We start from the raw sequence: 22,667 nt of genomic DNA, 5'->3' as shown, positions 1-22,667 counted from the left end.
AATGCTGAAGATGGGCAGCCGGTGCCGGGGCATGCCCCGGCACCGGCTTAACCGTCCCGACCCGAATGAATTTCCAGACCTGTGGTTACACAACCGAACTCCCAACTGGGCAACCTTCTCACTGAATTCCCTGTCGAGCACGGCCATCTCACCCATTTAGGGCTGAAAAGCGGAAAGTCCGCACCTGAGGAGCGCGAATTGGCTGCTGAACAGCGAGAATGGGTCGGCGGTGGAAACGGCTGCGACGCGTCAATTGCCTCCATTCGACGACGGATTTTTATTTCTCAGAAGCGGTCATAAGTCCGCATTTCCGTCGCAGAAACCTCAAAGGGGTTTAGCATAGAACCGAACCCAATAGGCGCTAACAATGGCGGTGACGGAAAACCCCACAATTTGGTTTTCCGCACAATCGGGCAATCCGACAGGGTTTGTCGCGCATGTCACGAGGACATGTGGTCGCGTCACTTGGATTGGGCTGAGGCCTGCTGGAAAACATGTGATTTCCGATCAGCTTACGATCTCGGTTGCCATCCGCTATCCCTCAAGATCGCTTTAGGGTCTTTAAGATCAAGCAAGGCCCTGATCGCGGCACGTTTATCAGACGCCTTATCGTAATAGGCTTTCGCGATCTTAAATCCTACCCAATACCCCAAATCGCCGGGGTTTTCAGGTGTGCCAACTCCGTTGTAGAGCCAAGATGAAATATCTGCGTTGTCAGCGTCTGACAGAAAGCGCTGGCCTATTTCCTTAGATTTCCCCGCCGTCCATTTTCGCAGGTGAATGTTGCTCATCTGTCCTGACGTCAATTCCGCGATAAGTTCAGCGACACCTTCTATGAGTGACTGCTTAAGAACAGTCGTGTCGTCACTATCTTCCTCAAGCGCGGGTGACTGCTCAACGTGGCCGTATTCATGGGCGATCAGGTGATAGAGCCTGTCAGTCAGGTCAGGTTGCAGCCAGGCCGAACGACAGGCCACTTCCAGACCGATCAAAACGCCGGACTTACCAGTCGTTCCTCCACTATTATTCCTGCCTATCAGAATGGTGACGGGCGGGAATGTAGCTTGAGGATCAAGGTCAGCGAGACGTTGAAAAGCCCCTTGCAACTTCGACTTAACGGCAGGCAAGACCTCCATACAGGACCGGGCTTGCCTATAGGTGGTCTCCTCGTTGGCGACCTCCTTGGCGAGCGCTTCACCTGAGATAATGCGGTAAGGAACGAACTGGCGCACGCCGTCCGTTCCTGTGTCTATGTAGTCCTGTTGCAGCGCACTGGCAGAAGGCTTGCCGTTGGCGGCGTCGTAGAGCCGATAGAAAGTTGTCACATCGGACGTGCGGACCTCAACAGTCTCAGGAGTATTGGCAGTCGCCGCCGTCGCAACCATGCATCCTATAGCCCCAATCGCCCATTTCCTGCTCATGCCGTGTTCCCCTGGTCTTACTGGGTATTTCGTACCCACAGCACACTGCTTTTGTTAAGGCGGTGGTGGCGAGGCGACGAAAAACAGGTGTTTGCCGACAGCCCAGCGGACTGTCCGCCTCCTACTTTTGCCGTCCATAACCTGCCAATCCGCAATCGGCCAGTTTTGGGTATCCAGAAGAGGGAAAGCTGACGGACTGCACCTGGGAGCGCGAGATTGGCCACTGAACGACCGGCAAGGGTCGGCTCAAGCTGATAGGGTAGCGGTTCAGCTTTTAACAGCCCGAACGATCGCCGCCGGTTGACTACCCTGTCCAATGATCCGGCAAATGAGCGTGCCACGTCGCCGCCCCAGCGTGTCGATCCGGTTCTGCGCGTCGCCGGGCAGGGTGGGGCCGATCCCGATGCGAATGCGACCATCGGGATCGGCCACGGCATTGCGGTCGTGGATACCGGGAGTCTGCAGATGCTCGAACCAATAATTATAGGCGTGGAGCGACCAATAGCCGGACAGAGGCTGCGGCATCGTCACTTCAAGCCACTCACCCTCGGCGAGATCGAAGCCGCCAAGGAAATAGAGGGTGTCGGGATCGCCCTGCACCGTCGCAGCCAGATCCGCTGGCGCACTGTCGAGCCGGTTGCGCCGTTCCACTGCGGCGGCGGTCCATTTGAGATATTCGCGAACATTATTGCCAAGGGTGCGCGCTACGAAGGCGAGGGCGCCGTCATGCGATCGGGTGGCGAGCGCGATGCCGCTGGATGCAGGGCCGCCGGACAGCCTCAGCCGTGCCGGGTCGGAGAGCGGATCGCGGTGCAGGATGCGGATGAGCAGGATGCGCGCGTCGGCCGGGATCGTCAGCGTATCCGGTCCCGTCGCATCTGCCGAGAGGCCGAGCAGGAACCGTCCGTCCGCGTCGCAATCTGCGGGCGTAAACGCCGCATAACCCACCTCCACGGGCGCGCCGTTCGGCCCGATGCGATAGAGGCCGACACCGACCCGCTCGGAGCCGTTGATGCGGCCTTCCAGGTGATAGCGGCGCGCAGGGTCAATGGCGGCATGGCGCATGACATAGTCGGGATTGGGCCCGCCATGGCAGGGCAGGGGTCGCGACAATCCGTCCTCCTGCAACAGATGGCCGAGCAGCGCCGGCCCGAGCGCGGCGGTCATCACCCGGCTGACATAGGCTTCTCCCTCGGTTGCCGTAGCCGCGTCGGGTGCAGCTTTCGCCACTAGCGCGCGCGCCTCCGCTTGCGCCTCGTCGAGCGCTTTCCAGCCCGTTCCGGTCATGCTGCCGCTCCGATCCGCGCCAGGCCCTCATTTTCGCGGGGGATAGCGAAGCGGCGCATATAGGCCGCGAACTGCTCTGCCACGGCCGCGTCGTCCAGGCCATATTGGGCGAGCGCATAGTCGTTGCGGCCGCGCGCATTCTTGGGATTGGCAGCGTGCCAGGCGCCGACCGAGGCAGCCACCTCCTCCGGCGTGTCGACCCCGATGCCCGCATGGATGGTCCGCATCTCCCGAACCGGGTGCTCAACCAGGGCATAATAATCAACATGGACGACGCGGCTGCCTTGCGGCCCTGCATCGAACGCCATGATGCGGTCGATATGGCGCTGGATAAAGTGGAGCATGTCGCGACCGACCTCCTGCTTGTCCGACGGTTCGGCCGTGCACAGGCCGCGCAGATTGGCGGTCATCTTGGCAATGGAGGCGAGCGTCTGCACGGGGTCGCGGTGCGTCATCACGAAGCGGGCGTCGGGGTAGACCTGCAGGATCGCGTCCATCGCGACGAGATGGTTGGGATATTTCAGCGCCCAGGGCTTTGCCGCCGACTTCCACTGGAGAAGCTGGAGTTGGCGTTTGTGGACGCGATAGGTCTCCACGAGGTCGAGGCCATCGAGGATATGGTCGAAATAGCCCGGCACCCGGTAGATATTGTTCAGCCCCGCTGCGCCGAAGCTCTGCTCCAGGAAAGCATGGCATTCATCGGAGCCGTCCGCGTCGATCAGGTGCAGCGCGTCGAAACCCTCGAAGGTCGGCGCGCGCATCTGCGCCCATTTCGCGCGGCGTTCCTGCGCGGAGGCCGTGTCGATGCCCGGTGGCGGAGATGGCATCATTGACTCCCAGGTACGGATAAGGCGGAAGCGCGGGTCGCGGTCGAAGAGATATTGGCAATATGTGGTGCCGGAGCGCGGCAGGCCCATGAGGAAGACGGGTGCGATGATCGGCTCGTCCGCGATCTCGGGATAGTCTTGCACCCATTTCAGGCCTTCCAGCCGGTTGGTGCAGTCGCGCAGCAGATTGCGATGGATGCGCTGCTCGCCGGCCGGGGAGACGGGGAATTCTCGGGTGATCTCGTCGATCAACCGTTCCAGATTGCCGCGCACGCCCATGTCGGTGTCGTTGATACCAACATTCGCCTCCGCTTCGCTCACTATGGCCCGTGCATCCAACATGATTCTCTCCCTGTCGCTGCTTGCCCGACGACGATGATTCTGCAATATTCGGAAGATGCCGAATATGTCAAAGTCCAATCTTAGCACCGAGCAGCGCGGCTTCATCGAAGCGATCACGGGGCTTCTCGTTCCGTCGGGCATGCAGCCGAGCACAGCGAGCCTCTATGGCTATCTTCTTCTGTGTCCGGAGCCGGTCAGCCTCGACACCATTGCGGCTGAGCTATCCATGGCGAAGAGCAGCGCCAGCGTGGCTGCGCGCATGCTTGAGCAATATGGCCTTGCCCGCCGCCATGGCGAACGCGGCAGCAAGCGTGTGCGCTATGGCGTGTCGGAACGCTATTCGGGGTTCATTGCCGCCCAGGCCGCACTGCTCGGCGACATCGGCCGGGTCATCGAGAGCCGGGCGGCGGGCGTCGCGCAGGATGCCACGCTCAAGCGGTTGCGCTATCTTGGCTCCTTCTACGGCAAGATGGAGCGCACTATTGTGGAACGTATCCAGGATCTTGCCGACGAGGCCATTCGCGACGGTCTGATCGAATGATCGAACCGTTTGCGATCCATGTGCCCGATGCGGTTCTGAGCGATCTGCACGAACGCCTTGGTCGCACGCGCTGGGCGGAGGACTTTGCCAATGAAGGTTGGCGTTACGGTGCCAACGGCGCCTATCTTCGCGACCTGGCGCATCATTGGCTCCATCGCTACGACTGGCGCGCGCGAGAAGCGGCGATGAACGGATTTGCGCATTTCCGCACCGAAATCGACGGCGTCCCTATCCATTTCGTGCATGAGCGGGGAAAGGGGCCAAACCCGACGCCGCTCCTGCTGCTGCATGGCTGGCCATGGAGTTTCTGGGACTATCACAAGGTCATCGGACCGTTGATCGATCCGGCGGCTCACGGCGGCGATCCGGCTGATGCCTTCGACGTCATCATACCCTCGCTACCGGGCTTCGGCTTCTCGACGCCGCTGTGTACGCCCGGCGTCAACTGGTGGAAGACGGCGGATTTATTCGCCGTGTTGATGGATCGGCTGGAGTATGACCGCTTTGCTGCGCATGGCGGTGATGTCGGCGCGTTCATCGCGGCTCAGCTCGGTCACAAGCATGCCGCGCGGATGATAGGCATCCACATCCACACGGCTGGACAACTGGAGTTCATGGCCGGCCTGGGCTGGGATCCGGCCGACTATGCGCCGGAGGAAGCGGCATTCGTGAGCCGGATGAAGGCGGTGCGCGGGGAGGTCGGGCATTTCGCCATCCAGTCGACCAAGCCGCAGAGCCTTGCCTATGGTTTCAACGATTCGCCCGTGGGGCTGCGGGCCTGGCTGGTCGACAAGCGGCGTGGCTGGAGCGACTGCGGCGGGGATGTCGAACGCCGTTTCAGCAAGGACGAACTGATTGACACGGCTATGCTCTATTGGGCGACGGAGAGCTTCCACACCTCGGCGCGCTATTATTATGAGGGAGCCCATGACCCATGGACGCCTACGCATGATCGCATGCCGGTGGTCGAGGCGCACGGCGCTGGCCCTCTTCCCAGCTGAACTGACCTTCCCGCCTCGCAAGGCGGCCGAGCGATATTACAAACTTCGCCGCTGGACGGTAATGGACGAGGGCGGCCATTTCGCGCCGATGGAGGCACCGGTTGCGCTGCTTGCTGATATGCGGGCGTTCTTCCAGAGATTTCGTTGAGGCGGTAAACGCGCAAGATAACGTCCGCTTTGGGAACTTCGATTTCCTGATCTGGGCGTCTGCAAAGGGTCGCCTCTCCCCACAATGGATTTACGGCAGCACCCTCATGGTTCGGGCACATCGAGTGAGAACTCCGAACGCCACCACGCCCGGTTTTCAGCGGTGCATGTGGCTCTGCTTCCTGGTCTCTCCAGCGACGGGCTCGAGATAACCGAGGCAGCCTGGGGTAGTCTTGAAAGCCACCTCAACTGCTTCTGCAGATCATCCCAGGAAATCGCATGCTTCTCATCATTCATTTCCCACTGCAACATGGCTTGCATATTTTCATTTGCCGCCGAAATGCCAACCAGGCCGTGGCACAGGCCATTACGAACATCGAGCGCCATTTGCAGTTGGCTGCATAACGCGGTGGCGAGAAGCGGCCCCAATGAGCTGGCGGGTTGAGATTGGACGACCGAGCTCTCCCAGGTTCGGAATGCCGCAGCAATGCCATGGGCCCTTGGCGGAAGGCGCCGTTGTGGAACCAGTCGTCGCCTTTCCAGGTATCGACCATCGGGTTCATCGGCACCGAGGCCCTGAGCGCCGGATGCGGATCGACAAGGCTCATCAGTGCGGTGAAGCCGTCGTAACTGCCGCCGATCGTGGCGACCCGCCCATTGCTTTCGGAGATATGCCGGACCAGCCAGTCGATCGTGTCCCAGGCATCGGTCGAACGGTCGGTCCGGGTCGGGTTCAGCGGATGGCGCAAGGGCCGATTGACCACATAGTCGCCGCCGGACGCGAACTTGCCGCGCACGTCCTGTGCCACGATGATGTTGCCGTGCCGCGCAAGGTCGGCATAGCTGGGAAACAGGATGTCGCCGAGTTTGGGGCCGTCCTGCTGCGTGGTCATCGCATCGGCGCCATAGGGTGTGCGGTCGAGCAGTATCGGCGCCGACGTCAGTCCTTTCGGGATGATGACGACCGTGTGCAGCCGGACGCCGTCACGCATCGGGATTTCGTAAGTGCGGCGCTGATAGTCGCGCTCGATTGCAGGCGTAAAGAAGGTGGCGGGGATGTCTGAGGAGAGCGTGCGCCCCTGCGCGATGGCCGGCAGGCCGTTCGCCGCGACCAAAAGGGCTGTAGCGAACCCGAGAATGCCCCAGATATTCGCTTGATAGGGCCTGCACATGGATCGTCTTTGCTTCTGTAGTGGCTGTCGCCTGCCTACTTGGCAAAGGACGGGCAAAAGCGCCCGTTATGCTCTGTTAGAAGTTGCGACCGCCTCCGCTTCCGCCGTCCGGGCCATGTTGTGGATCACATCGACCAGAGCCCGCAAGGCCGAGGAAGTGTTGCGATTATGGGGGTAGTAGAGGGAGAGGGGCGGTGTGCGTGGCATCCAGTCCTCCAACACGCTGCGCAGGCGACCGGAGGCCAGCGCCTCTTCGCACACCGATCGGGCCAGATAGGCGAAGCCCAGACCCCCGCGGGCGGCTTCGAGAAGCAGCAGTTGATCGTCCAGCACCAGCGTTCCGGGCACATCGAGAGCCATGGCTTCTTCTCCGCGCTCGAACTCCCAGCGATAAATCCCCCCGCCGGGCAACATGGCCCGGAGACAAGGATGGTGCATCAGGTCCGCCGGATGCGTAAGCGCAGGGTGCATGGCCAGATAGTCCGGCGCGGCCGCCACACAGAAATCGAGGCCGAAGGGCAAGGGCACCGAAACCATGTCGGCAGGCACCGAATCCGCGATCCTTATCCCTGCATCGCATTGCCCGTTCACGATATCGATCAGGCGCGTTTCCGTCGTCAGTTCGATGGCGACTTTCGGATATCGCTTCAGGAACGGCCCCAGGATCGACGAAAGAATCTGATAGGCACCCGTCACCGAACTGTTGATCCGCAGCACGCCCGATGGCTCGGCGGCTTGGTTGCGTGCCTCTTCGGCCGCGCGCGCGATCTCCACCAGAGCGGGGGAAACCCGCGCCAGAAATGCCTTTCCCGCCGGCGTCAGCGCGACACTGCGCGTAGTGCGATTGAACAGCCTGACGCCGAGCCTGTCCTCCAGCGATCGTATGGTGCTGCTGAGCGCGGTGGGCGAAGTTCCCAGCGCATCTGCCGCGGCCCTGAAACTGCCCCTGCCGGCGACTTCGAGCGCCGCCTGGATTTCGCCCAGGCTGTTCCGACCGATTATCCCGTTATTGCGCACGATACATCCTGATTGAGCGGACTAATCAAGACAGTCTTTTGCGGCCATTTCCCTGTTCTTAGCAAGAGGCAGGACACTTACCCATGAAGACGAATCTCGATTCCCGCCGTGCCCTCGTGACCGGGGCATCATCCGGCCTTGGCGAAGCGATCGCCCATATGCTCGCCGAGGAAGGCGCAGCCGTTATCGTCCATGGGCGAGATGAAGTCCGGACACGCGCCGTGGCCGATGCCATTCGGGCAGAGGGTGGCCGGGCGGATGTGGCCATCGGCAACCTCGCCACGGATGAAGGGGCTGACTTGGTTCTCGCCCAGGCGCTTGCCGGCGGCGACGTGGACATCCTCGTCAACAATGCCGGTTCCTACCATCATCACGACTGGCACACGGCCACGCCGGACAAATGGGGCGAGGCATATGCCGTGAATGTCCTGTCCGGCGTCCGCATGATCCAGCGGATCGTCCCGGCCATGGTTTCGCGCGGGTGGGGCAGGGTGATCCAGATCGGCGGCGGGCTGGCCGAACAGCCCACGGCAATGCTCCCCCATTACCAGGCCTCGCTGGCCGCGCGCCACAATCTGGCGGTATCGCTGGCACGCAGGCTGAAGGACACGGGCGTTACCTCGAACGTCGTCGCGCCGGGGGCCATCCTGGTGCCGGCGGTGAAGAGCTTTCTCGAGAATATGGCACCGCAGCAGGGTTGGGGCGAGACCTGGGAAGAGATCGAACGCGGCTGCGTGGTCGACATTGTTCCGAACGACATAGGCAGGCTTGGCCGACCGGAAGAAATTGCCGGGGCAGTTGTCTATCTGTCGAGCGGGTTAGCCGATTACGTCAACGGCGCAACAATCCGGGTCGATGGTGGTACTGTGAAGGCGGCGTTTTAGCAGTTCCCAACTATCGGGATCAGCTCCGTTTGTCTCGATTCTGAGGCAGGAAAAACCCCAAGATCCGTTCCCGGCCACCAAAATGAACAGTTCGGTTGGTCATTTATTTATCGGGAACGGTTTGTCTTTAGATCGTTGATCGGACTTTCTTGGCTCGAAAATCGACTTTCGACTATCTCGAGCAATCAAAATGGGAAAGCAGACCAACCGCACCTGGGAGTGCAATGTTTGCGGCTGAGCGACTGCAATGGGTCTTCTGCGGTCACCTTCGGATGATCGGGATCAGCATCAGAAATCGTGATGAAGGTCAGTTGCAGGGGCTTGTCAATCCAGCCCATTGCGGCGAGAATCCCGCTGATGCGTAAGGATATCGATCACCTACCTGCCCTTCAGCAAGCTGAACTTGAGCGCGCGAAGAACATTTTGATGGCCGAGTTTGAGGTCGCGATTTCCCGCGCCACGCAGCCTTGGAAGAAGAACGGCAGAATCCAGAAGATCGTCCTTTTCGGAAGCTATGCTCGAACGGACTGGGTTGATCGTCCGCTTAATGGCTACCAGTCCGACTTCGATCTGCTGATCATCGTCAGCCATCCGAAACTTACCGATACGGCTGAATATTGGCATGTCGCGGATGATAAGATCGAACGAGATCCAGCAATCGGTCGTCAGGTCAATTTCATTGTCCACACGATGGATGAGGTCAATCAAGGGCTAAGTCGTGGCGAATATTTTTGGGTAGATATCGCGCGGGACGGGATCGCGCTGTACGAGGGGCCGGGGACCACGTTCATCGCACCGAGGCGGCTGACGCCCCCAGATTCATACGAAATGGCGAACGCTTACTTTGAAAGCTGGAGCGCAAAGATCAGAAGCGGGCTTAAATTGGCGGCCTACGCTCTTTTAGAGGGCGAATTGAATGACGCTGCATTTCTGCTCCATCAAGCGACAGAACGAGCTTATATTTGCTTCCTGCTTGTTCGCACACATTATTTTCCACGATCGCATAACATCAAATTTTTGAGGTCGTTCGCCGAGGGCAAGGAACCCCGCCTGATTGAGGCTTGGCCTAGAGAGGCAAAGATTGATCGGCGGCGATTTGAGTTGCTCAAGCGCGCTTATGTTGAGGCTCGATACTCCACGAGCTACAAGATCAGTGTCGAAGATCTTGAGGCGATCACGGCGCGCGTCCACGCACTTCGCGACCTTGTTGAACTGGTTTGCCAAGAACGACTCACATGCCTTCGTGAAAAGGCGCGGCACGAAATCGGTGGTAATTCACTCGAGGCGTGACCAGCAATATCCGGCAATATCCAATTAACACCAATTAGCGCCGTTTAGTTTTCTCAGCCGATCACGGATTATTTTTCCACCCGGACAGCCGGGGTGGAGAACTACCGTGACACCCACCAAACTTCTCGTCGGTCAGATCCTTGTCGTCTTCGCGATCATGTTCGCGGGGCTCTGGGTCTCGACGCAGTGGGCAGCTGCCATGCTAGCCTACCAACCCGAACTTGGTGAGGCTTCATTCCGCCTGTTCGGTGTCCCGTTCTACGAACCCTGGGCGCTCTTTGGCTGGTGGTATCATTTTGATGCGTATGCCCCGGAGGTCTTCGACAAGGCCGGTCTGCTCGCCGGCGCCAGTGGCTTTCTGGGCTGCGGATCGGCTGTAGCGGGTTCACTCTGGCGCGCCCGTCAGAAGGGCCGGGTCACGACCTATGGATCGGCGCGGTGGGCGGGTCACCGCGAGATTGTCCGCGCCGGCCTGCTCGGCAATGCCGGGCTCATGCTGGGAAAGCTCGGCAGCCAATATGTGCGGCATGATGGCCCCGAGCATGTCCTGGCGTTCGCGCCCACCCGCTCCGGCAAGGGCGTTGGCCTTGTGGTGCCGACCTTGCTTACCTGGACCGGTTCCGCCGTTATTCACGACATCAAGGGTGAAAACTGGACGCTGACCGCCGGATGGCGCGCGCGGTTCTCGCATAGCCTGCTGTTCAATCCCACCGATGCGGCGTCGGCCCACTACAATCCGCTGCTCGAGGTGCGCCGCGGCGCCAACGAAGTCCGCGACGTCCAGAACATCGCCGACATCCTGGTCGATCCCGAAGGCGCGCTCGAACGCCGCAATCACTGGGAAAAGACCAGCCATTCGCTGCTAGTCGGCGCAATCCTTCACATCCTCTACGCCGAGGAAGAGAAGACGCTGGCCCGCGTCGCCACGTTCCTTTCGGATCCCCAGCGCTCGTTTGCCGCCACGCTGCGGGCGATGCTGACGACCAACCACCTTGGGGACGATAAGGCGCCGCGCGTCCATCCGGTCGTCGCGTCGGCAGCGCGGGAATTGCTCAACAAGAGCGAGAACGAACGGTCCGGCGTGCTTTCGACTGCGATGTCGTTCCTTGGGCTCTACCGCGATCCGACGATAGCGGAGGTGACCTCGCGCTGCGACTGGCGAATTGCCGACCTCGTCGACGCCGAACAGCCATGTTCGCTCTACCTTGTCATTCCCCCTTCGGACATCAGTCGCACCAAGCCGCTCGTCCGCCTTGTGCTGAACCAGATTGGGCGGAGACTGACTGAACAGCTCGACGGGTTTGGCGGCGCCGACCGTAAGCATCAGCTCCTCATGATGCTCGACGAGTTCCCGGCGCTCGGCCGCCTGGACTTCTTTGAGACCAGCCTCGCGTTCATGGCGGGGTACGGCATCCGGGCATTCCTCATTGCCCAGAGCCTCAACCAGATCGAGAAGGCATACGGCGAGCACAACTCGATCCTGGACAACTGCCATGTCCGCGTTGCCTTTGCGGCGAACGACGAGCGCACCGCCAAGCGTATTTCCGATGCTCTCGGTACGGCAACCGAACAGCGCGCCATGCGCAACTATGCCGGACACCGCCTCGCTCCCTGGCTCGCGCACGTCATGGTCAGCCGCCAGGAGACCGCCCGCCAGCTTCTGACCCCAGGCGAAGTCATGCAGCTCTCGCCGGATGAGGAACTGATTCTCGTGTCGGGCATGGCGCCCATCAGGGCTGGTAAGCTGCGCTACTACCGCGACCGGAACTTCGCGGACCGCCGGCTTCCCGCTCCCACGATCGCCGCCGGCCCGTATCCGGACCGCCCCGCGCCGCGCCCGGACGACTGGAAAGGCACGTCGAGCCGGCGCCATGCACAGCTGACTGAGCAGATGGCCGTCTCCGACCCAGAAGACGAGAGCGGCCCGCAGCAACAGCAACATCCAGGGCAGGGCGGTGGGCAGCCGATCGCGCGTGCAGAGCCCGGAGTCACCGAGCCCCAGCTTGCCAATGACGATGACGGCAACCTCGTCGCCGACAAGCGCGCCATGGATCAGGCGCAGGCACTGACCCCCGTCGCCCGCGGCTTCGCCTTCGACGAGAGCCAGCACACCCGCACCCTCGGAATGTGAGGCAGCTCATGAAAATTCGGCAGAACCTCTACCTCGACATGGACGTAACCGTAGCGCTCGATCGCCTGGCGGCCGGCACGCGCGGCAACAAGAGCCGGCTCGTCAACGATGCACTCAAGGCCTGGATCGCGCGGCAGGGTTCGAACGAGATCGACGACCTCCTGCGCCTCCGCTTCGATCGCCTCTCTCGCGAGATCGCTGCAAGCCGGCGTGATATCGATGTCGTGCTGGAAAGCCTCGCGCTGTTCATTCGCTACCAGCTTTCGGTGACGGCACCGCTGCCCGAAGCCGATGCCGCTGCCCGTGCAGTCGGCCGCGAGCGCTTCGAGGCGTTCGTGGCCCAGGTCGGCCGCCAGATCGCCACTGGTCAGCGGACGCTGGCCGAGCGCAGGCCGGGAGAACTTGCATGACCGACGCACCCGACGCCGTCTCGGCCGAGCGCCGGCGCGCGATGCTTCGCACGGCCATGGGCCCGGCCATTCGCGCCGCGCTCGAAGACCCGCGCATCATCGAGATCATGGTGAACCCCGACGGCGCGCTGCGGGTCGATGTGCTCGGGGAAGGGCGGGTCGACACCGATATCCGCTTCGAGCCGGCCCAAGTCGAACGCATCGTCCGCCTCGTGGCCTCGCATATCCGGGCCGAAGTCCACGCAGATGCGCCGATCGTCTCGGCCGAACTTCCAGCCCATGGGATCGGGTCAGGTGAGCGCTTCGAAGGCTTGCTGCCGCCCGTCGCCACCGCGCCATGCTTCTCGATCCGCAAGCCGGCGGCGCGGATCCACACGCTGGCCGATTATGTGCGCGACGGGATCATGACACCCGGGCAGGCTGGATTCCTATCTCGCGCGGTCGTGGAGCGCACGAATATTCTGGTCGCGGGCGGTACCAGCTCTGGCAAGACCACGCTCGCCAATGCGCTGCTTGCGGAAATGGCCATTCTCGACGAGCGCGTCATCCTTATCGAGGACACCCGAGAACTGCAATCGCCTGCCGCCGACACCGTCGCGCTCCGCACGCGGGCGGGCAAAGTGTCTATGAGCGATCTCGTTCGCTCGACGCTGCGCCTTCGTCCCGATCGGATCATCGTCGGCGAAGTGCGGGGGCCGGAAGCGCTCGACATGCTGAAGGCGTGGAACACCGGGCATCCCGGCGGGATCGCGACGGTCCATGCTAACAATGCGCGCGCCGCGCTCTACCGCATCGACGGGCTGGTGCAGGAGGCGGTGACCACTGTTCCGCGCCGGCTGATCGCCGAGGCTATCGATCTCGTCGTCTTCATTGCCGGGCGCGGCGCCGCGCGCCGTATCGAGACGATCGCGCGCGTCGCCGGGCTCGACGAACGCGGCGAATACCGCGTCACCGACGCTTTCCGAAATCCCAACACCCTAAATGCCTCTCAACCTGAAGGAGAAGACCCATGCGTTCCATGAAGCTTATAGGCCGCGATCTGAACGGCCTCCTCGTCCTTGCTGTGGCTATGGCTGTGTCCTCGCCCGTGCTTGCCAGTGGTTCGGGCATGCCTTGGGAGGATCCGCTGCAGAAAGTGCTGGAGTCGGTCCAAGGCCCCGTCGCCAAAATCGTCGCGGTGCTGATCATCATCACCACCGGTCTCGCGCTGGCATTCGGCGAGACCGCCGGCGGCTTTCGCAAGCTGATCCAGATCGTCTTCGGGCTCTCGATCGCGTTCGCCGCCTCGTCGTTCTTCCTCTCGTTCTTCAGCTTCGGCGGGGGAGCCGTGGTCTCGTGAGCCATATCGAGGGCTTCGAAACACCGATCCACGCGAGCCTCGTCCAGCCCGTCCTGATGGGCGGGGCTCCGCGCGGGATCGCGATCGTGAACGGGACCCTGGCGGCCGCGCTGGGCCTCGGCCTCCAGCAATGGCCGGTCGGCATTGCGCTCTGGGCGATCGGCCACAGCCTGGCTGTCTTCGCCGCCCGGCGAGACCCCGAATTCGCAAACGTCCTGATCCGCCATCTCCGGCAAAAAGGATACCTGGCATGCTGAACCTTGCCGAATATCGCTCCCGCTTCGACCGCCTTGCCGATCACTTGCCGTGGGCTGCGCTGGTCGCCCCGGGGGTAGTGCTTAACAAGGACGGCAGTTTTCAGCGCAGTTTCGCTTTTCGCGGACCCGATCTTGAGAGTTCGACCGAGGCTGAACTGGTAGGCACCTGCGCCCGGGCCAACAACGTCCTGCGCCGTCTCGGCTCTGGCTGGGCGATATTCTTCGAGGCCAATCGGCGGGAAATCTCGCGCTATCCGCGTAGCGATTTTCCCGACGCTGCGTCATGGCTGATCGACGAGGAACGACGCGCCGCGTTCGAAGCCGAAGGCGGCCATTTCGAGAGTGTGTTCACCGGAACCTTGCTCTGGCTGCCCCCGGCTGATGCAAGCGACACAGCCGGCCGGTCGCTCGTCGAGCGCCCGGAGGCTGACAGCGAGACCGGGGGAGGGCGTGACTGGCGTGCCGCCCTGGCAGGATTTACCGCCGAAACCGACCGCATTCTGGATCTCTTCGCGGGTTTCATGCCTGAGGTTCGTGCGCTTTCCAGCACCGAGACGCTTTCCTACTTGCACGGCACGGTGTCGGACCGCGCGGTCGATGTCGCCATGCCCGAAACGCCGGTTTACCTCGATGCCCTCTTGGCCGACACGGCGTTCATCGGTGGCCTCGAGCCGAAGCTTGGGCGGCTCCATCTTCGCACGCTGACTTTGCCGGGCTTCCCCAATGTCAGCCGGCCTGGGCTGCTCGATGCCCTCAACCATCAGGGATTCGGTTATCGCTGGATGACCCGTTTCATCGCGATGGACCGTGCGGACGCTACCAAGGTCCTCACCAAGCTGCGGCGCCAGTGGTTCAACAAGCGCAAGTCGATCACCGCGCTGCTGCGCGAAGTCATGTATAACCAGCCAACCCAGCTGGTCGACAGCGACGCCGACAACAAGGTGGTCGATGCCGATATTGCATTGCAGGCGCTGGGCGGCGATCACGTCTCGTTCGGCTATCTGACGGCTACCATCACTGTCGCCGACGAGGACCGCGCCCGGGTCGCGGAAAAGCTTCGTGCGGTCGAGCGGGTCGTGAACGGCCTCGGATTCACATGCATCCGGGAAGGCGTGAATGCCGTCGAGGCCTGGTTTTCGTCGCTGCCGGGGCAAGTCTACGCCAATGTCCGGCAACCGCTGGTCCACTCGCTCAACCTGGCCCATCTCATTCCGCTTCCAGCGGTCTGGGCGGGGGATGTTGGCAACACACATCTTGGCGGCCCGCCGCTGTTCCACGCACGGACTCAGGGATCGACGCCGTTTCGCTTCTCCACCCACGTCGGCGATGTCGGGCACCTGCTCGTCGTCGGCCCGACCGGAGCCGGCAAATCGGTGTTGCTCTCGCTGATCGCCTGCCAGTTCCGCCGCTATCCCGGCTCCCGGGTGATCATGTTCGACATGGGGCTTTCCGCGCGCGCCGCTGTGCTGGCGATGGGCGGAACGCATAACGCACTGGGCCACGGCACCGACGCCCTGAACGGCCTCAGCTTCCAGCCGCTCAAGGGTATCGATGATCCGACTGAGCGCAGTTGGGCCGCCGACTGGATACTCGATCTTCTCTCGCACCTGCTGATCCTGCCGACGCCAGAGATGCGCGATCAGGTCTGGTCGGCGCTCACCAGCCTCGCCGGCGCTCCCGAAAGCGAGCGGACGCTGACGGGCCTGTCACTGCTGCTCCAGTCGAACAACCTCCGCACCGCGCTGGCGCCCTATACGCTCGAAGGCACGTTTGGAGGCATGCTCGATGCTGCCGAGGAGCGCCTGGCAAACGCAGACGTCCAGTGCTTCGAGACGGAGGCATTGATTGGGCGGTCGGGACTGGTCGCGCCGGTGCTGACCTACCTCTTCCACCGCATCGAACAGGGCTTCGACGGCCGTCCGACCCTAATGGTGCTCGATGAGGCCTGGAGCCTCCTCGACGATCCCATCTTCTCCGCGCGCATCCGCGAGTGGCTGAAAACGCTCCGCAAGAAGAACGTCTCGGTCCTTTTCGCCACGCAAAGCCTCGCCGATGTGGCGCAGAGCTCGATTGCGCCGGCGATCATCGAAAGCTGCCCGCAGCGGATATTCCTCCCCAACGACCGCGCGATCGAGCCGCAATCCCGCGAAGCCTACGAGGCCTTCGGGCTGAACGACCGGCAAATCGAGATCATCGCGCGGGCAACCCCTAAGCATCACTACTACCTCCAGTCGGCCCGCGGAAATCGTCTGTTCGAACTGGGTCTCGGCCCCATTGCCCTGGCGCTCTGCGGCTCGTCGGGACCCGCTGCCCAGCAGCGAATCGACCGCCTCATTGCCGAGCATGGCGGAGAAGAGTTCCTGTCCCGCTTTCTCGCCGGCTCCGACGCCCCCTGGGCCTCCGACCTCACTGCCACGTTCCCAGCGGCCATCCGCTTCTGAAAGCCTGTTTGCAAAGGAGAAGACCGATGATTGTGAAACCGCGTTCCCGTCCCTCGCTTGCCGCCGGATGCATGGCCCTCGTCGCACTTGGCGGCGCATTTGCGGCGATGTCGTTCCCGTCGACACCGGCGCAGGCACTAATCGTCTATGACCCGACCAATTACAGCCAGAACCTGCTTACGGCGGCAAGGACGCTCCAGCAGGTCAACAACCAGATCAAGTCGTTGCAGAACGAGGCCCAGAGCCTGCTCAACGAGGAAAAGAACCTCACGACGATCGGTTTTCCCGAGCTTCAGGCGCTGACCCAGACTCTCAGCCAGATCGATGTGCTGATGGGGCAGGCGCAGGGTATCCAGTTCCAGGTTTCGACCTTGAACCAGCAGTTCCGCCAGCTCTATCCCACCAGCAACGGTTCGCTGTCGCTCAGCAGCCAGGTATCGGCCGCGAGGGCGCGGCTCGACACCGAGATGACCGCCTACCAACATACGATGACGGTGCAGGCGCAGGTCGTCGAGAATATCCAGAGCGATGCCTCCGCGCTTTCCGCGATGGTCGGGCGGAGCCAGAACGCCGAAGGTGCGCTCCAGGCCAGCCAGGCGACCAATCAGCTGCTCGCACTGACCGCCAAGCAGCAGTTCCAGATCCAGCAGCTCCTCGCCGCCCAGTACCGAGCCGATGCGCTCGAGCGGGCCAACCGCGCGCAGGCGACTAGCGATGCGCAGGCGGCCACGGCCAAGTTCCTCGGCAACGGGACGGCCTATACGCCTAACTAGCCGCGCACAGCCGGTCCCCTTCGGCTCCAGGTTCAGCATCGTTTGCGGCGACGGTCATGCCTCTCCCGCCGCCGCGCCGCGGGACGCGGTTTTCCGCGCCCCGGGCCGCGTCCCGCGACACCATCGTCCCCTTGTTTGGCACCCGATTGGAAAGTGCAGCGCCATGAATGATCTGAATGTCATCGACCGCTTCATGACCAGCTTCATCGCCTACATCGACAGCGGCTTCGGACTGCTGGGCGGGGACGTCCACTTTCTGACGGCCACGCTGATCGGCATCGACATGACGCTCGCGGGCCTGTTCTGGACCATGGGCGGCGAGGACAACATTCCCGGGCGTTTCATTCGCAAGGTCCTCTATGTCGGCGCCTTCGCCTTCATCATCGGCAATTTTTCGGCGCTCGGCGACATCGTGTTCCGATCCTTGGCACAGGCCGGGCTTACGGCCGGCGGCGGCGTGCTCACAGCGACCGATCTGCTCAAGCCAGGGCGGCTCGCGGGCACAGGCTTCGCGGCGGCCTGGCCGCTGCTCGAACAGGTGAAGGGCCTTATGGGTTTCACGACCTTCTTCGACAATTTCCTTACCATCGTGATCCTGCTGCTCGCTTGGCTGCTGGTGATCCTCGCCTTCTTCATCCTCGCGGTGCAGATCTTCGTCACCATCCTCGAGTTCAAGCTTACGAGCCTCGCAGGTTTTATCCTGGTGCCGTTCGCGCTGTGGAACCGGACAGCCTTCCTGGCCGAGCGCGTGCTCGGCAACGTGGTCAGCTCCGGCATCAAGGTCATGGTCCTGGCGGTGATCGTCGGGATTGGCTCGAATTTCTTCGACGAGTTCACCTCGGCGCTCCAGGGCCAGGAGCCCGACATCGGGCAGACCCTCAGCCTGGTCCTTGCCAGCCTTGCGCTGTTCGGCCTTGGCATCTTCGGGCCGTCGATCGCATCAGGTCTTGTGGCCGGCGCACCGCAGCTCGGCGCGGGCGCCGCGCTGGGCACCGGCGTCGGCGCAGCTGGCATCATTGCGATGGGGGCGGGCGGCGCTGCCGGTGCCGCCAAAATGGTCGGCGGCGCTGCGCTTGGCGCGGTTCGCGCCGGCACCAGCATGGGCGCGGCCGCGTCGACATCGTGGACCATGGGCCAGTCTGCTGCCGGCTCGCCGAGCGTCGGCGCCGGCCTCGGCGGCATGGCGAAGGCCGCCGGCGGCGCGGTGCGTCAAAAGGCGAGCCAGGCTTTCGGTATTGGCGAGGCGGCCGAACGCGGTCGCTCGGCGGCGCGGGCCGGATTTGAAGGCCCCCAGGGCGCCGATAGCGCCTCGGAAGCCGCCAGAGGACCTGCCGCCGATTCCGCTCCGGGCTGGGCGCGCGATCTTCGCCGCCAGCAGAACGCCCGTCATCACCGTCAGATCGCGCTGCACACCCTCAAGGATGGTGAACGCGGCGGTGCTGCCGCCAACCCCGACATCAAGGAAAAGGAGGACTGATCGATGATCTTCAAGCGCGCCGTCCAGCGTTACGGACGAGCTCTCGAGCCCGAAACGCCTTTCCAGCGGGCAGGGCAGGTCTGGGACGAGCGGATAGGTTCAGCCCGCGTCCAGGCTCGCAACTGGCGGCTCATGGCCTTCGGCACTCTCGGCATGGCCGGAGCGATGGGATCGGCTCTGGTCTGGGAGTCCTTGCAAAGCCGGGTCGTCCCCTATGTGGTCGAAGTCGACAGGCTGGGCGAGGCGAGGGCGGTGAACGAGGCGGATGTCTCTGCCACGCCCACCGATCCGCAGATCGCTTGGCATCTGGCCCGATTTATCGAATGCGTGCGCGGAGTGTCGCTTGATCCGGTGCTGATGCGCCGCGACTGGCTTTCCGCCTACGACTTCGCCAGTCAACGCGGCGCCCGGTTTCTCGACGGCTATGCCCGTGAGGCCGATCCATTCGCAAACCTCGGGCAGCGCAGCATCTCTGTCCAGGTGACCAGCGTCGTGCGCGCTTCCGATCAGTCGTTTCAGGTCAAGTGGATCGAGACGGCCTACGAGCGCGGCAGCAAGGCCGGCAGCAGCCATTGGACCGCCATCCTGACGATCCTCACCCGGGCGCCGCGCAGCGCCGACGTTTTGCGGCGTAACCCCCTCGGCATCTATGTCGACGCCATCGACTGGAGCCGGGAACTCGAGGCTGCAGTCCCCGGCCCAGTTTAAGCCGAATCGCCACAGCTTTCGGGGCCATCCGCTGAAATCGCCTCACCGTCTGGATCGGAGATCATGCCATGAATGTGCATTTGCCCCGGCTCGCCCTCGCGGCGGGCGCTCTCTCGCTGCCTATCTGTAGCCACCCCGTGATCGCCGCCGCTCCGCCGCTCTCGCGTGCCGCCGTCGTCGAGCGCGCCAATCGCGCTGCGACCGTCGAACCGCAGGTGAGCCGCTTCGTCCAAGCGGTCCAGCTTCAGGCATTCGCCGAAGGTGCGATTTATCATGTGATGACGGCGCCTGACCGGGTGACGGACATCGCCCTTCAGCCCGGCGAGAATCTTGTGGCCGTGGCAAGCGGCGATACCGCGCGCTGGGTGATCGGCGACACCACGAGCGGGCAGGGCGACACCAAGCGCACCCACGTCCTCGTCAAACCCTATTCACCCGGGCTTGCGACCAACCTCGTCATCACGACGGATCGGCGCAGCTATCATCTGGCACTATCCAGCAGCGGCGAAATCGCGATGTCGGCGCTTTCGTGGACCTACCCGGCGGACGAGCTGGTCGCGATCAAGCGGGCGGTGGTCGCAGCCGAAGCCGCGAAACCGATCGCTGCCGGGCTGTCTGCCGAAAGCCTCAATTTCAATTACGAGATATCCGGCGACAAGCCAACCTGGCGGCCGCTGCGGGCATTCGACGACGGACGCCAGACCTTCGTCCAGCTGCCTGCCAGCATCGTGCTTGACGAGGCCCCGCCGCTATTCCTCGTCGACGAAAAGGGCACCGCGCAGCTGGTGAACTACCGGTTGTCGGGTCGCTATTATGTCGTCGACCGGATCTTCAACGCCGCCGAATTGCGGCTCGGGACGAAGAACCAGCAGATCGTCCGCATTCAGCGCGTGGCAGAAGGCACCGTGCAGGAGAGGGGCCGATGAGCGGCGATCCAGAAAACGACGCGGGCCACCCTCAGCCCGCTGCATCGTCAGAAGCGGCGGAAACCGGCGGCGCTCGGCAGCAGACACTGGTTGCGGACGTACCGCTACCGGCAAAGGTCGACCCGGAGACACTGGCGCTGAGGTCACGGCCGCCCCGCGCGATCCGTTTCAAGCGGGAAGTGATCGTTGGTATGGCAGGTACGCTCGCGCTCATCATCGCTGGAACCGCCTGGTACGCGCTTGGTCCGATCGATCTCCACCTCGCGGGCGGCAGCGACAACGGCGCCAACCTGGCGAAGGCTCCGACCGAAGCGATCAGCGCCCTTCCCGACAGCTATGACAAGGTTCCGAAACTCGGGCCGCCGCTGCCCGGCGACCTGGGACGAGCCATCGTTGAAAAACAGAGGGCGGGTATTACTCCGGCCTCCAACCTCCTGCCGGGTTCGGAAGCGGCAAAACCGCAAGCTAGGCCTGACCGGGCCGACGAGGAAAGGAAATCGGAGCGGCAGTCCGGACTATTCTTCGCGAGCGCGAAGGTTGCCGCCGTATCGGACGCGCCGGAAGCCGCCTCGGTCCAGGGTACCCAGCCTGCGAGCCAATCCGATGGCAAGCTGGCTATCGATTTCACGGCGGATCCCAATGCCCAGCGGCGCAAGGCTGACTTTGTTGCCGCCGAGGATAGCACCGGAGAGGTCGAACCGCATGCGCTTACGCCTGCCGCATCGGCCAATATGCTCTCGGCGGGAAGCGTGATCGCCGGAAGTCTGATCACCGGCCTGCGCTCGGATCTGCCCGGCCTTGTCATCGCTCAAGTAACACAGCAGGTCTTTGACAGCGCGACGGGGAGAACCTTGCTCATCCCGCAAGGCGCGCGTCTCATTGGCAGCTACGATAGCCTCGTGGCTTTTGGTCAGAAGCGGGCGCTGGTCGTGTGGCAGCGGATCGTCATGCCGGACGGCAGCTCGATCCGTCTCGACAATGTGCCTGCAACCGACATGTCTGGATATGCCGGCCTGGCGGATCAGGTCGATGCACATGCATGGCAGGTAATCAAAGGCGCGGCGATCTCGACACTGCTAGGCGTGGGAACCGAGCTGACCTTCACGGATGAAAGCGATCTTGCTCAGGCGATCCGGCAATCGACCCAGCAGAGCTTGTCGCGGGCAGGGGACCAGCTGGTTTCGCGAAGCCTGCAAGTCCAGCCAACAATCACGATAAGGCCGGGCGCATCGATCCGCCTTGTCGTGCATCGTGACCTCGTTCTCGCGCCATGGCGCCAACAGGAGTAAAGCCGATGGCGGAAATCAAGCTCGCGCCGCTACCTGATCGCAAACCGATAAAGCACGCAATACACGTCATGCCAGAATTGGATGCGGCCCTACGTGACTATGCTCGAATTTATGCATCGACCTATGGGCGAGAAGAGTCGGTTGCGACGCTGATCCCAGCGATCCTCGCCGCTTTCCTCACGAGCGATCGCGCGTTTGCAAAGGCTCGGAGCTCGCTTGATGCAGGAGGTCGATCATGACGAACGCCACTGGCGATCGCTTTCTCAAAATTCAGGAAGTCGAGGCACGGATCGGTTTGGGCCGAACCAGCATCTACAAGTTGATCCAAGAGGGCACGTTTCCGCGACCTTACAAGCCGACGAACTACGCCTCCCGGTGGAGTGATTTCGAGATTTCAATGTGGATGGAAAGGCAGCGACGATCTTGAGGTGAAGAGGAATTGTGTACGATTGGCCGGACTGGCCCAATTTGGGCTAGGCTGCCATTGACATACCACGCTCCGAAAAATGCGTCAGGTTCTGGCCGCTTGCGACCACCTCCGGCCGTTTAGCAGAACGCCCGGGAAGGTCGACTTCTTCCAAGACCCGCCGTTCGGCACGCCTGGACCTGCCGGGCGGCTGCGATCCAACCCGCTCGATCGAACCCGCTCGATCCAAAGCCAGTGGGGAACGCCTGAAACCGGCCATGCGGCAAACCCTGTTTGCCCCATGGGTGGCGCGTCAACGAGCCTAAATCCGGGCCTGCCGATAGGGATCTGTACCTCGCACTCTCCGCCTAGCCGATGCCGGTCTTGCCAAGCTTGAAGTGGACCTGCTCGATCTTGCCGGTGAAGACGAAGGGCAGGTCGTAGGTGAAATCGACCGGCGATCCCACGTCCATGCCGATGTCGAGCCCTTCTCCCAGGGAGAACTGGGCCGGGACAGTACGCTCCAGCCGTCCTTCGGCAAGTGTCTTGCCGTTGGCACTCAGCGTGACCTTGCCGCCCTT

Annotated in this window: 24 protein-coding genes; 18 read left to right on the top strand and 6 right to left on the bottom strand. The window is 62.7% G+C overall.

What is annotated here, in order from left to right; genetic code table 11:
• Positions 1-512: 512 nt before the first annotated feature.
• The 3 genes from EDF57_RS25095 to EDF57_RS25085 all read right to left on the bottom strand — a co-directional run bounded on the left by EDF57_RS25095 (position 513) and on the right by EDF57_RS25085 (position 3,955).
• Positions 513-1,385, bottom strand: coding sequence for a DUF2268 domain-containing putative Zn-dependent protease (locus tag EDF57_RS25095; protein ID WP_166675403.1), 873 nt, complete (start codon positions 1,383-1,385; stop codon positions 513-515).
• 303 nt (positions 1,386-1,688) lie between these two features.
• A complete protein-coding gene (locus tag EDF57_RS25090) occupies positions 1,689-2,588 on the bottom strand; it encodes a DUF1254 domain-containing protein (protein ID WP_166675402.1) in 900 nt (299 codons plus the stop codon).
• Positions 2,589-2,704: 116 nt separating this feature from the next.
• Positions 2,705-3,955, bottom strand: a complete 1,251-nt coding sequence (locus EDF57_RS25085; protein ID WP_166675401.1) for a sulfotransferase — start codon at positions 3,953-3,955, stop codon at positions 2,705-2,707.
• Between EDF57_RS25085 and EDF57_RS25080 the strand changes: the two genes are divergently transcribed.
• Both EDF57_RS25080 and EDF57_RS25075 read left to right on the top strand, forming a co-directional pair.
• On the top strand, positions 3,942-4,418 hold the full coding sequence (locus tag EDF57_RS25080; protein WP_166675400.1) for a hypothetical protein: 477 nt from the start codon (positions 3,942-3,944) through the stop codon (positions 4,416-4,418). The genes EDF57_RS25085 and EDF57_RS25080 overlap by 14 nt on opposite strands.
• Positions 4,415-5,419, top strand: a complete 1,005-nt coding sequence (locus EDF57_RS25075) for an epoxide hydrolase (protein WP_208324964.1) — start codon at positions 4,415-4,417, stop codon at positions 5,417-5,419. The genes EDF57_RS25080 and EDF57_RS25075 overlap by 4 nt, the downstream gene beginning before the upstream one ends.
• Before the next feature lie 440 nt (positions 5,420-5,859).
• Here the strand turns inward: EDF57_RS25075 and EDF57_RS25070 are convergent, their stop codons facing one another.
• Entirely contained in the window at positions 5,860-6,738 is an 879-nt protein-coding gene (locus EDF57_RS25070; protein WP_134096356.1) for a CocE/NonD family hydrolase, read from the bottom strand.
• Between the two features lie 66 nt (positions 6,739-6,804).
• Positions 6,805-7,512 carry a LysR substrate-binding domain-containing protein gene (locus tag EDF57_RS25065; protein ID WP_243841296.1) on the bottom strand — a complete coding sequence of 236 codons (708 nt, stop codon included), beginning with the start codon at positions 7,510-7,512 and terminating at the stop codon, positions 6,805-6,807.
• A gap of 70 nt (positions 7,513-7,582) precedes the next feature.
• On the opposite strand from EDF57_RS25065, the gene EDF57_RS26160 reads away from it, so the two are divergent.
• The 16 genes from EDF57_RS26160 (at position 7,583) to EDF57_RS24995 (ending at position 22,107) form a co-directional block, all read left to right on the top strand.
• On the top strand, positions 7,583-7,771 hold the full coding sequence (locus EDF57_RS26160) for a hypothetical protein (RefSeq protein WP_243841295.1): 189 nt from the start codon (positions 7,583-7,585) through the stop codon (positions 7,769-7,771).
• Positions 7,772-7,838: 67 nt separating this feature from the next.
• On the top strand, positions 7,839-8,639 hold the full coding sequence (locus EDF57_RS25060; RefSeq protein ID WP_134096355.1) for an SDR family NAD(P)-dependent oxidoreductase: 801 nt from the start codon (positions 7,839-7,841) through the stop codon (positions 8,637-8,639).
• Between the two features lie 357 nt (positions 8,640-8,996).
• Positions 8,997-9,929 (top strand): HEPN domain-containing protein, encoded by a 933-nt coding sequence (locus EDF57_RS25055; RefSeq protein ID WP_134096354.1) that lies wholly within the window; start codon positions 8,997-8,999, stop codon positions 9,927-9,929.
• Positions 9,930-10,035: 106 nt separating this feature from the next.
• Positions 10,036-12,060 carry a conjugal transfer protein TraG gene (locus EDF57_RS25050; protein WP_134096353.1) on the top strand — a complete coding sequence of 675 codons (2,025 nt, stop codon included), beginning with the start codon at positions 10,036-10,038 and terminating at the stop codon, positions 12,058-12,060.
• Positions 12,061-12,068: 8 nt separating this feature from the next.
• Positions 12,069-12,470 carry a CopG family transcriptional regulator gene (locus EDF57_RS25045; RefSeq protein ID WP_134096352.1) on the top strand — a complete coding sequence of 134 codons (402 nt, stop codon included), beginning with the start codon at positions 12,069-12,071 and terminating at the stop codon, positions 12,468-12,470.
• Positions 12,467-13,492, top strand: a complete 1,026-nt coding sequence (gene trbB / locus EDF57_RS25040) for a P-type conjugative transfer ATPase TrbB (protein ID WP_134096351.1) — start codon at positions 12,467-12,469, stop codon at positions 13,490-13,492. The genes EDF57_RS25045 and trbB overlap by 4 nt, the downstream gene beginning before the upstream one ends.
• Entirely contained in the window at positions 13,480-13,809 is a 330-nt protein-coding gene (locus EDF57_RS25900) for a TrbC/VirB2 family protein (RefSeq protein ID WP_208324962.1), read from the top strand. The genes trbB and EDF57_RS25900 overlap by 13 nt, the downstream gene beginning before the upstream one ends.
• Positions 13,806-14,066, top strand: coding sequence for a VirB3 family type IV secretion system protein (locus tag EDF57_RS25895; protein WP_208324961.1), 261 nt, complete (start codon positions 13,806-13,808; stop codon positions 14,064-14,066). The genes EDF57_RS25900 and EDF57_RS25895 overlap by 4 nt, the downstream gene beginning before the upstream one ends.
• A complete protein-coding gene (gene trbE, locus EDF57_RS25030) occupies positions 14,060-16,507 on the top strand; it encodes a conjugal transfer protein TrbE (protein ID WP_134096349.1) in 2,448 nt (815 codons plus the stop codon). Before EDF57_RS25895 ends, trbE begins: the two co-directional genes overlap by 7 nt.
• Before the next feature lie 26 nt (positions 16,508-16,533).
• Complete coding sequence (gene trbJ, locus EDF57_RS25025; protein WP_347876973.1) at positions 16,534-17,280, top strand: P-type conjugative transfer protein TrbJ; 747 nt, start codon at positions 16,534-16,536, stop codon at positions 17,278-17,280.
• A 163-nt stretch (positions 17,281-17,443) separates the two neighbouring features.
• Positions 17,444-18,757 carry a P-type conjugative transfer protein TrbL gene (gene trbL, locus EDF57_RS25020; RefSeq protein WP_134096361.1) on the top strand — a complete coding sequence of 438 codons (1,314 nt, stop codon included), beginning with the start codon at positions 17,444-17,446 and terminating at the stop codon, positions 18,755-18,757.
• Positions 18,758-18,760: 3 nt separating this feature from the next.
• Entirely contained in the window at positions 18,761-19,465 is a 705-nt protein-coding gene (gene trbF / locus EDF57_RS25015) for a conjugal transfer protein TrbF (protein WP_134096348.1), read from the top strand.
• Between the two features lie 137 nt (positions 19,466-19,602).
• Complete coding sequence (gene trbG / locus EDF57_RS25010; protein ID WP_243841294.1) at positions 19,603-20,391, top strand: P-type conjugative transfer protein TrbG; 789 nt, start codon at positions 19,603-19,605, stop codon at positions 20,389-20,391.
• Positions 20,388-21,680, top strand: coding sequence for a TrbI/VirB10 family protein (locus tag EDF57_RS25005; protein WP_134096346.1), 1,293 nt, complete (start codon positions 20,388-20,390; stop codon positions 21,678-21,680). The genes trbG and EDF57_RS25005 overlap by 4 nt, the downstream gene beginning before the upstream one ends.
• 5 nt (positions 21,681-21,685) lie before the next feature.
• Positions 21,686-21,919, top strand: coding sequence for a DUF2274 domain-containing protein (locus tag EDF57_RS25000; protein ID WP_132269134.1), 234 nt, complete (start codon positions 21,686-21,688; stop codon positions 21,917-21,919).
• Complete coding sequence (locus EDF57_RS24995; RefSeq protein WP_132269132.1) at positions 21,916-22,107, top strand: AlpA family phage regulatory protein; 192 nt, start codon at positions 21,916-21,918, stop codon at positions 22,105-22,107. The genes EDF57_RS25000 and EDF57_RS24995 overlap by 4 nt, the downstream gene beginning before the upstream one ends.
• Positions 22,108-22,454: 347 nt before the next feature.
• Here the strand turns inward: EDF57_RS24995 and EDF57_RS24990 are convergent.
• Positions 22,455-22,667, bottom strand: a 213-nt coding sequence (locus EDF57_RS24990) for a hypothetical protein (RefSeq protein WP_134096345.1), incomplete at its 5' end; no start/stop codon positions are given.

Source organism: Novosphingobium sp. PhB55 (genome assembly GCF_004368805.1).
Taxonomy (GTDB): domain Bacteria; phylum Pseudomonadota; class Alphaproteobacteria; order Sphingomonadales; family Sphingomonadaceae; genus Novosphingobium.
This window is presented reverse-complemented; position numbering and strand designations above follow the sequence as displayed.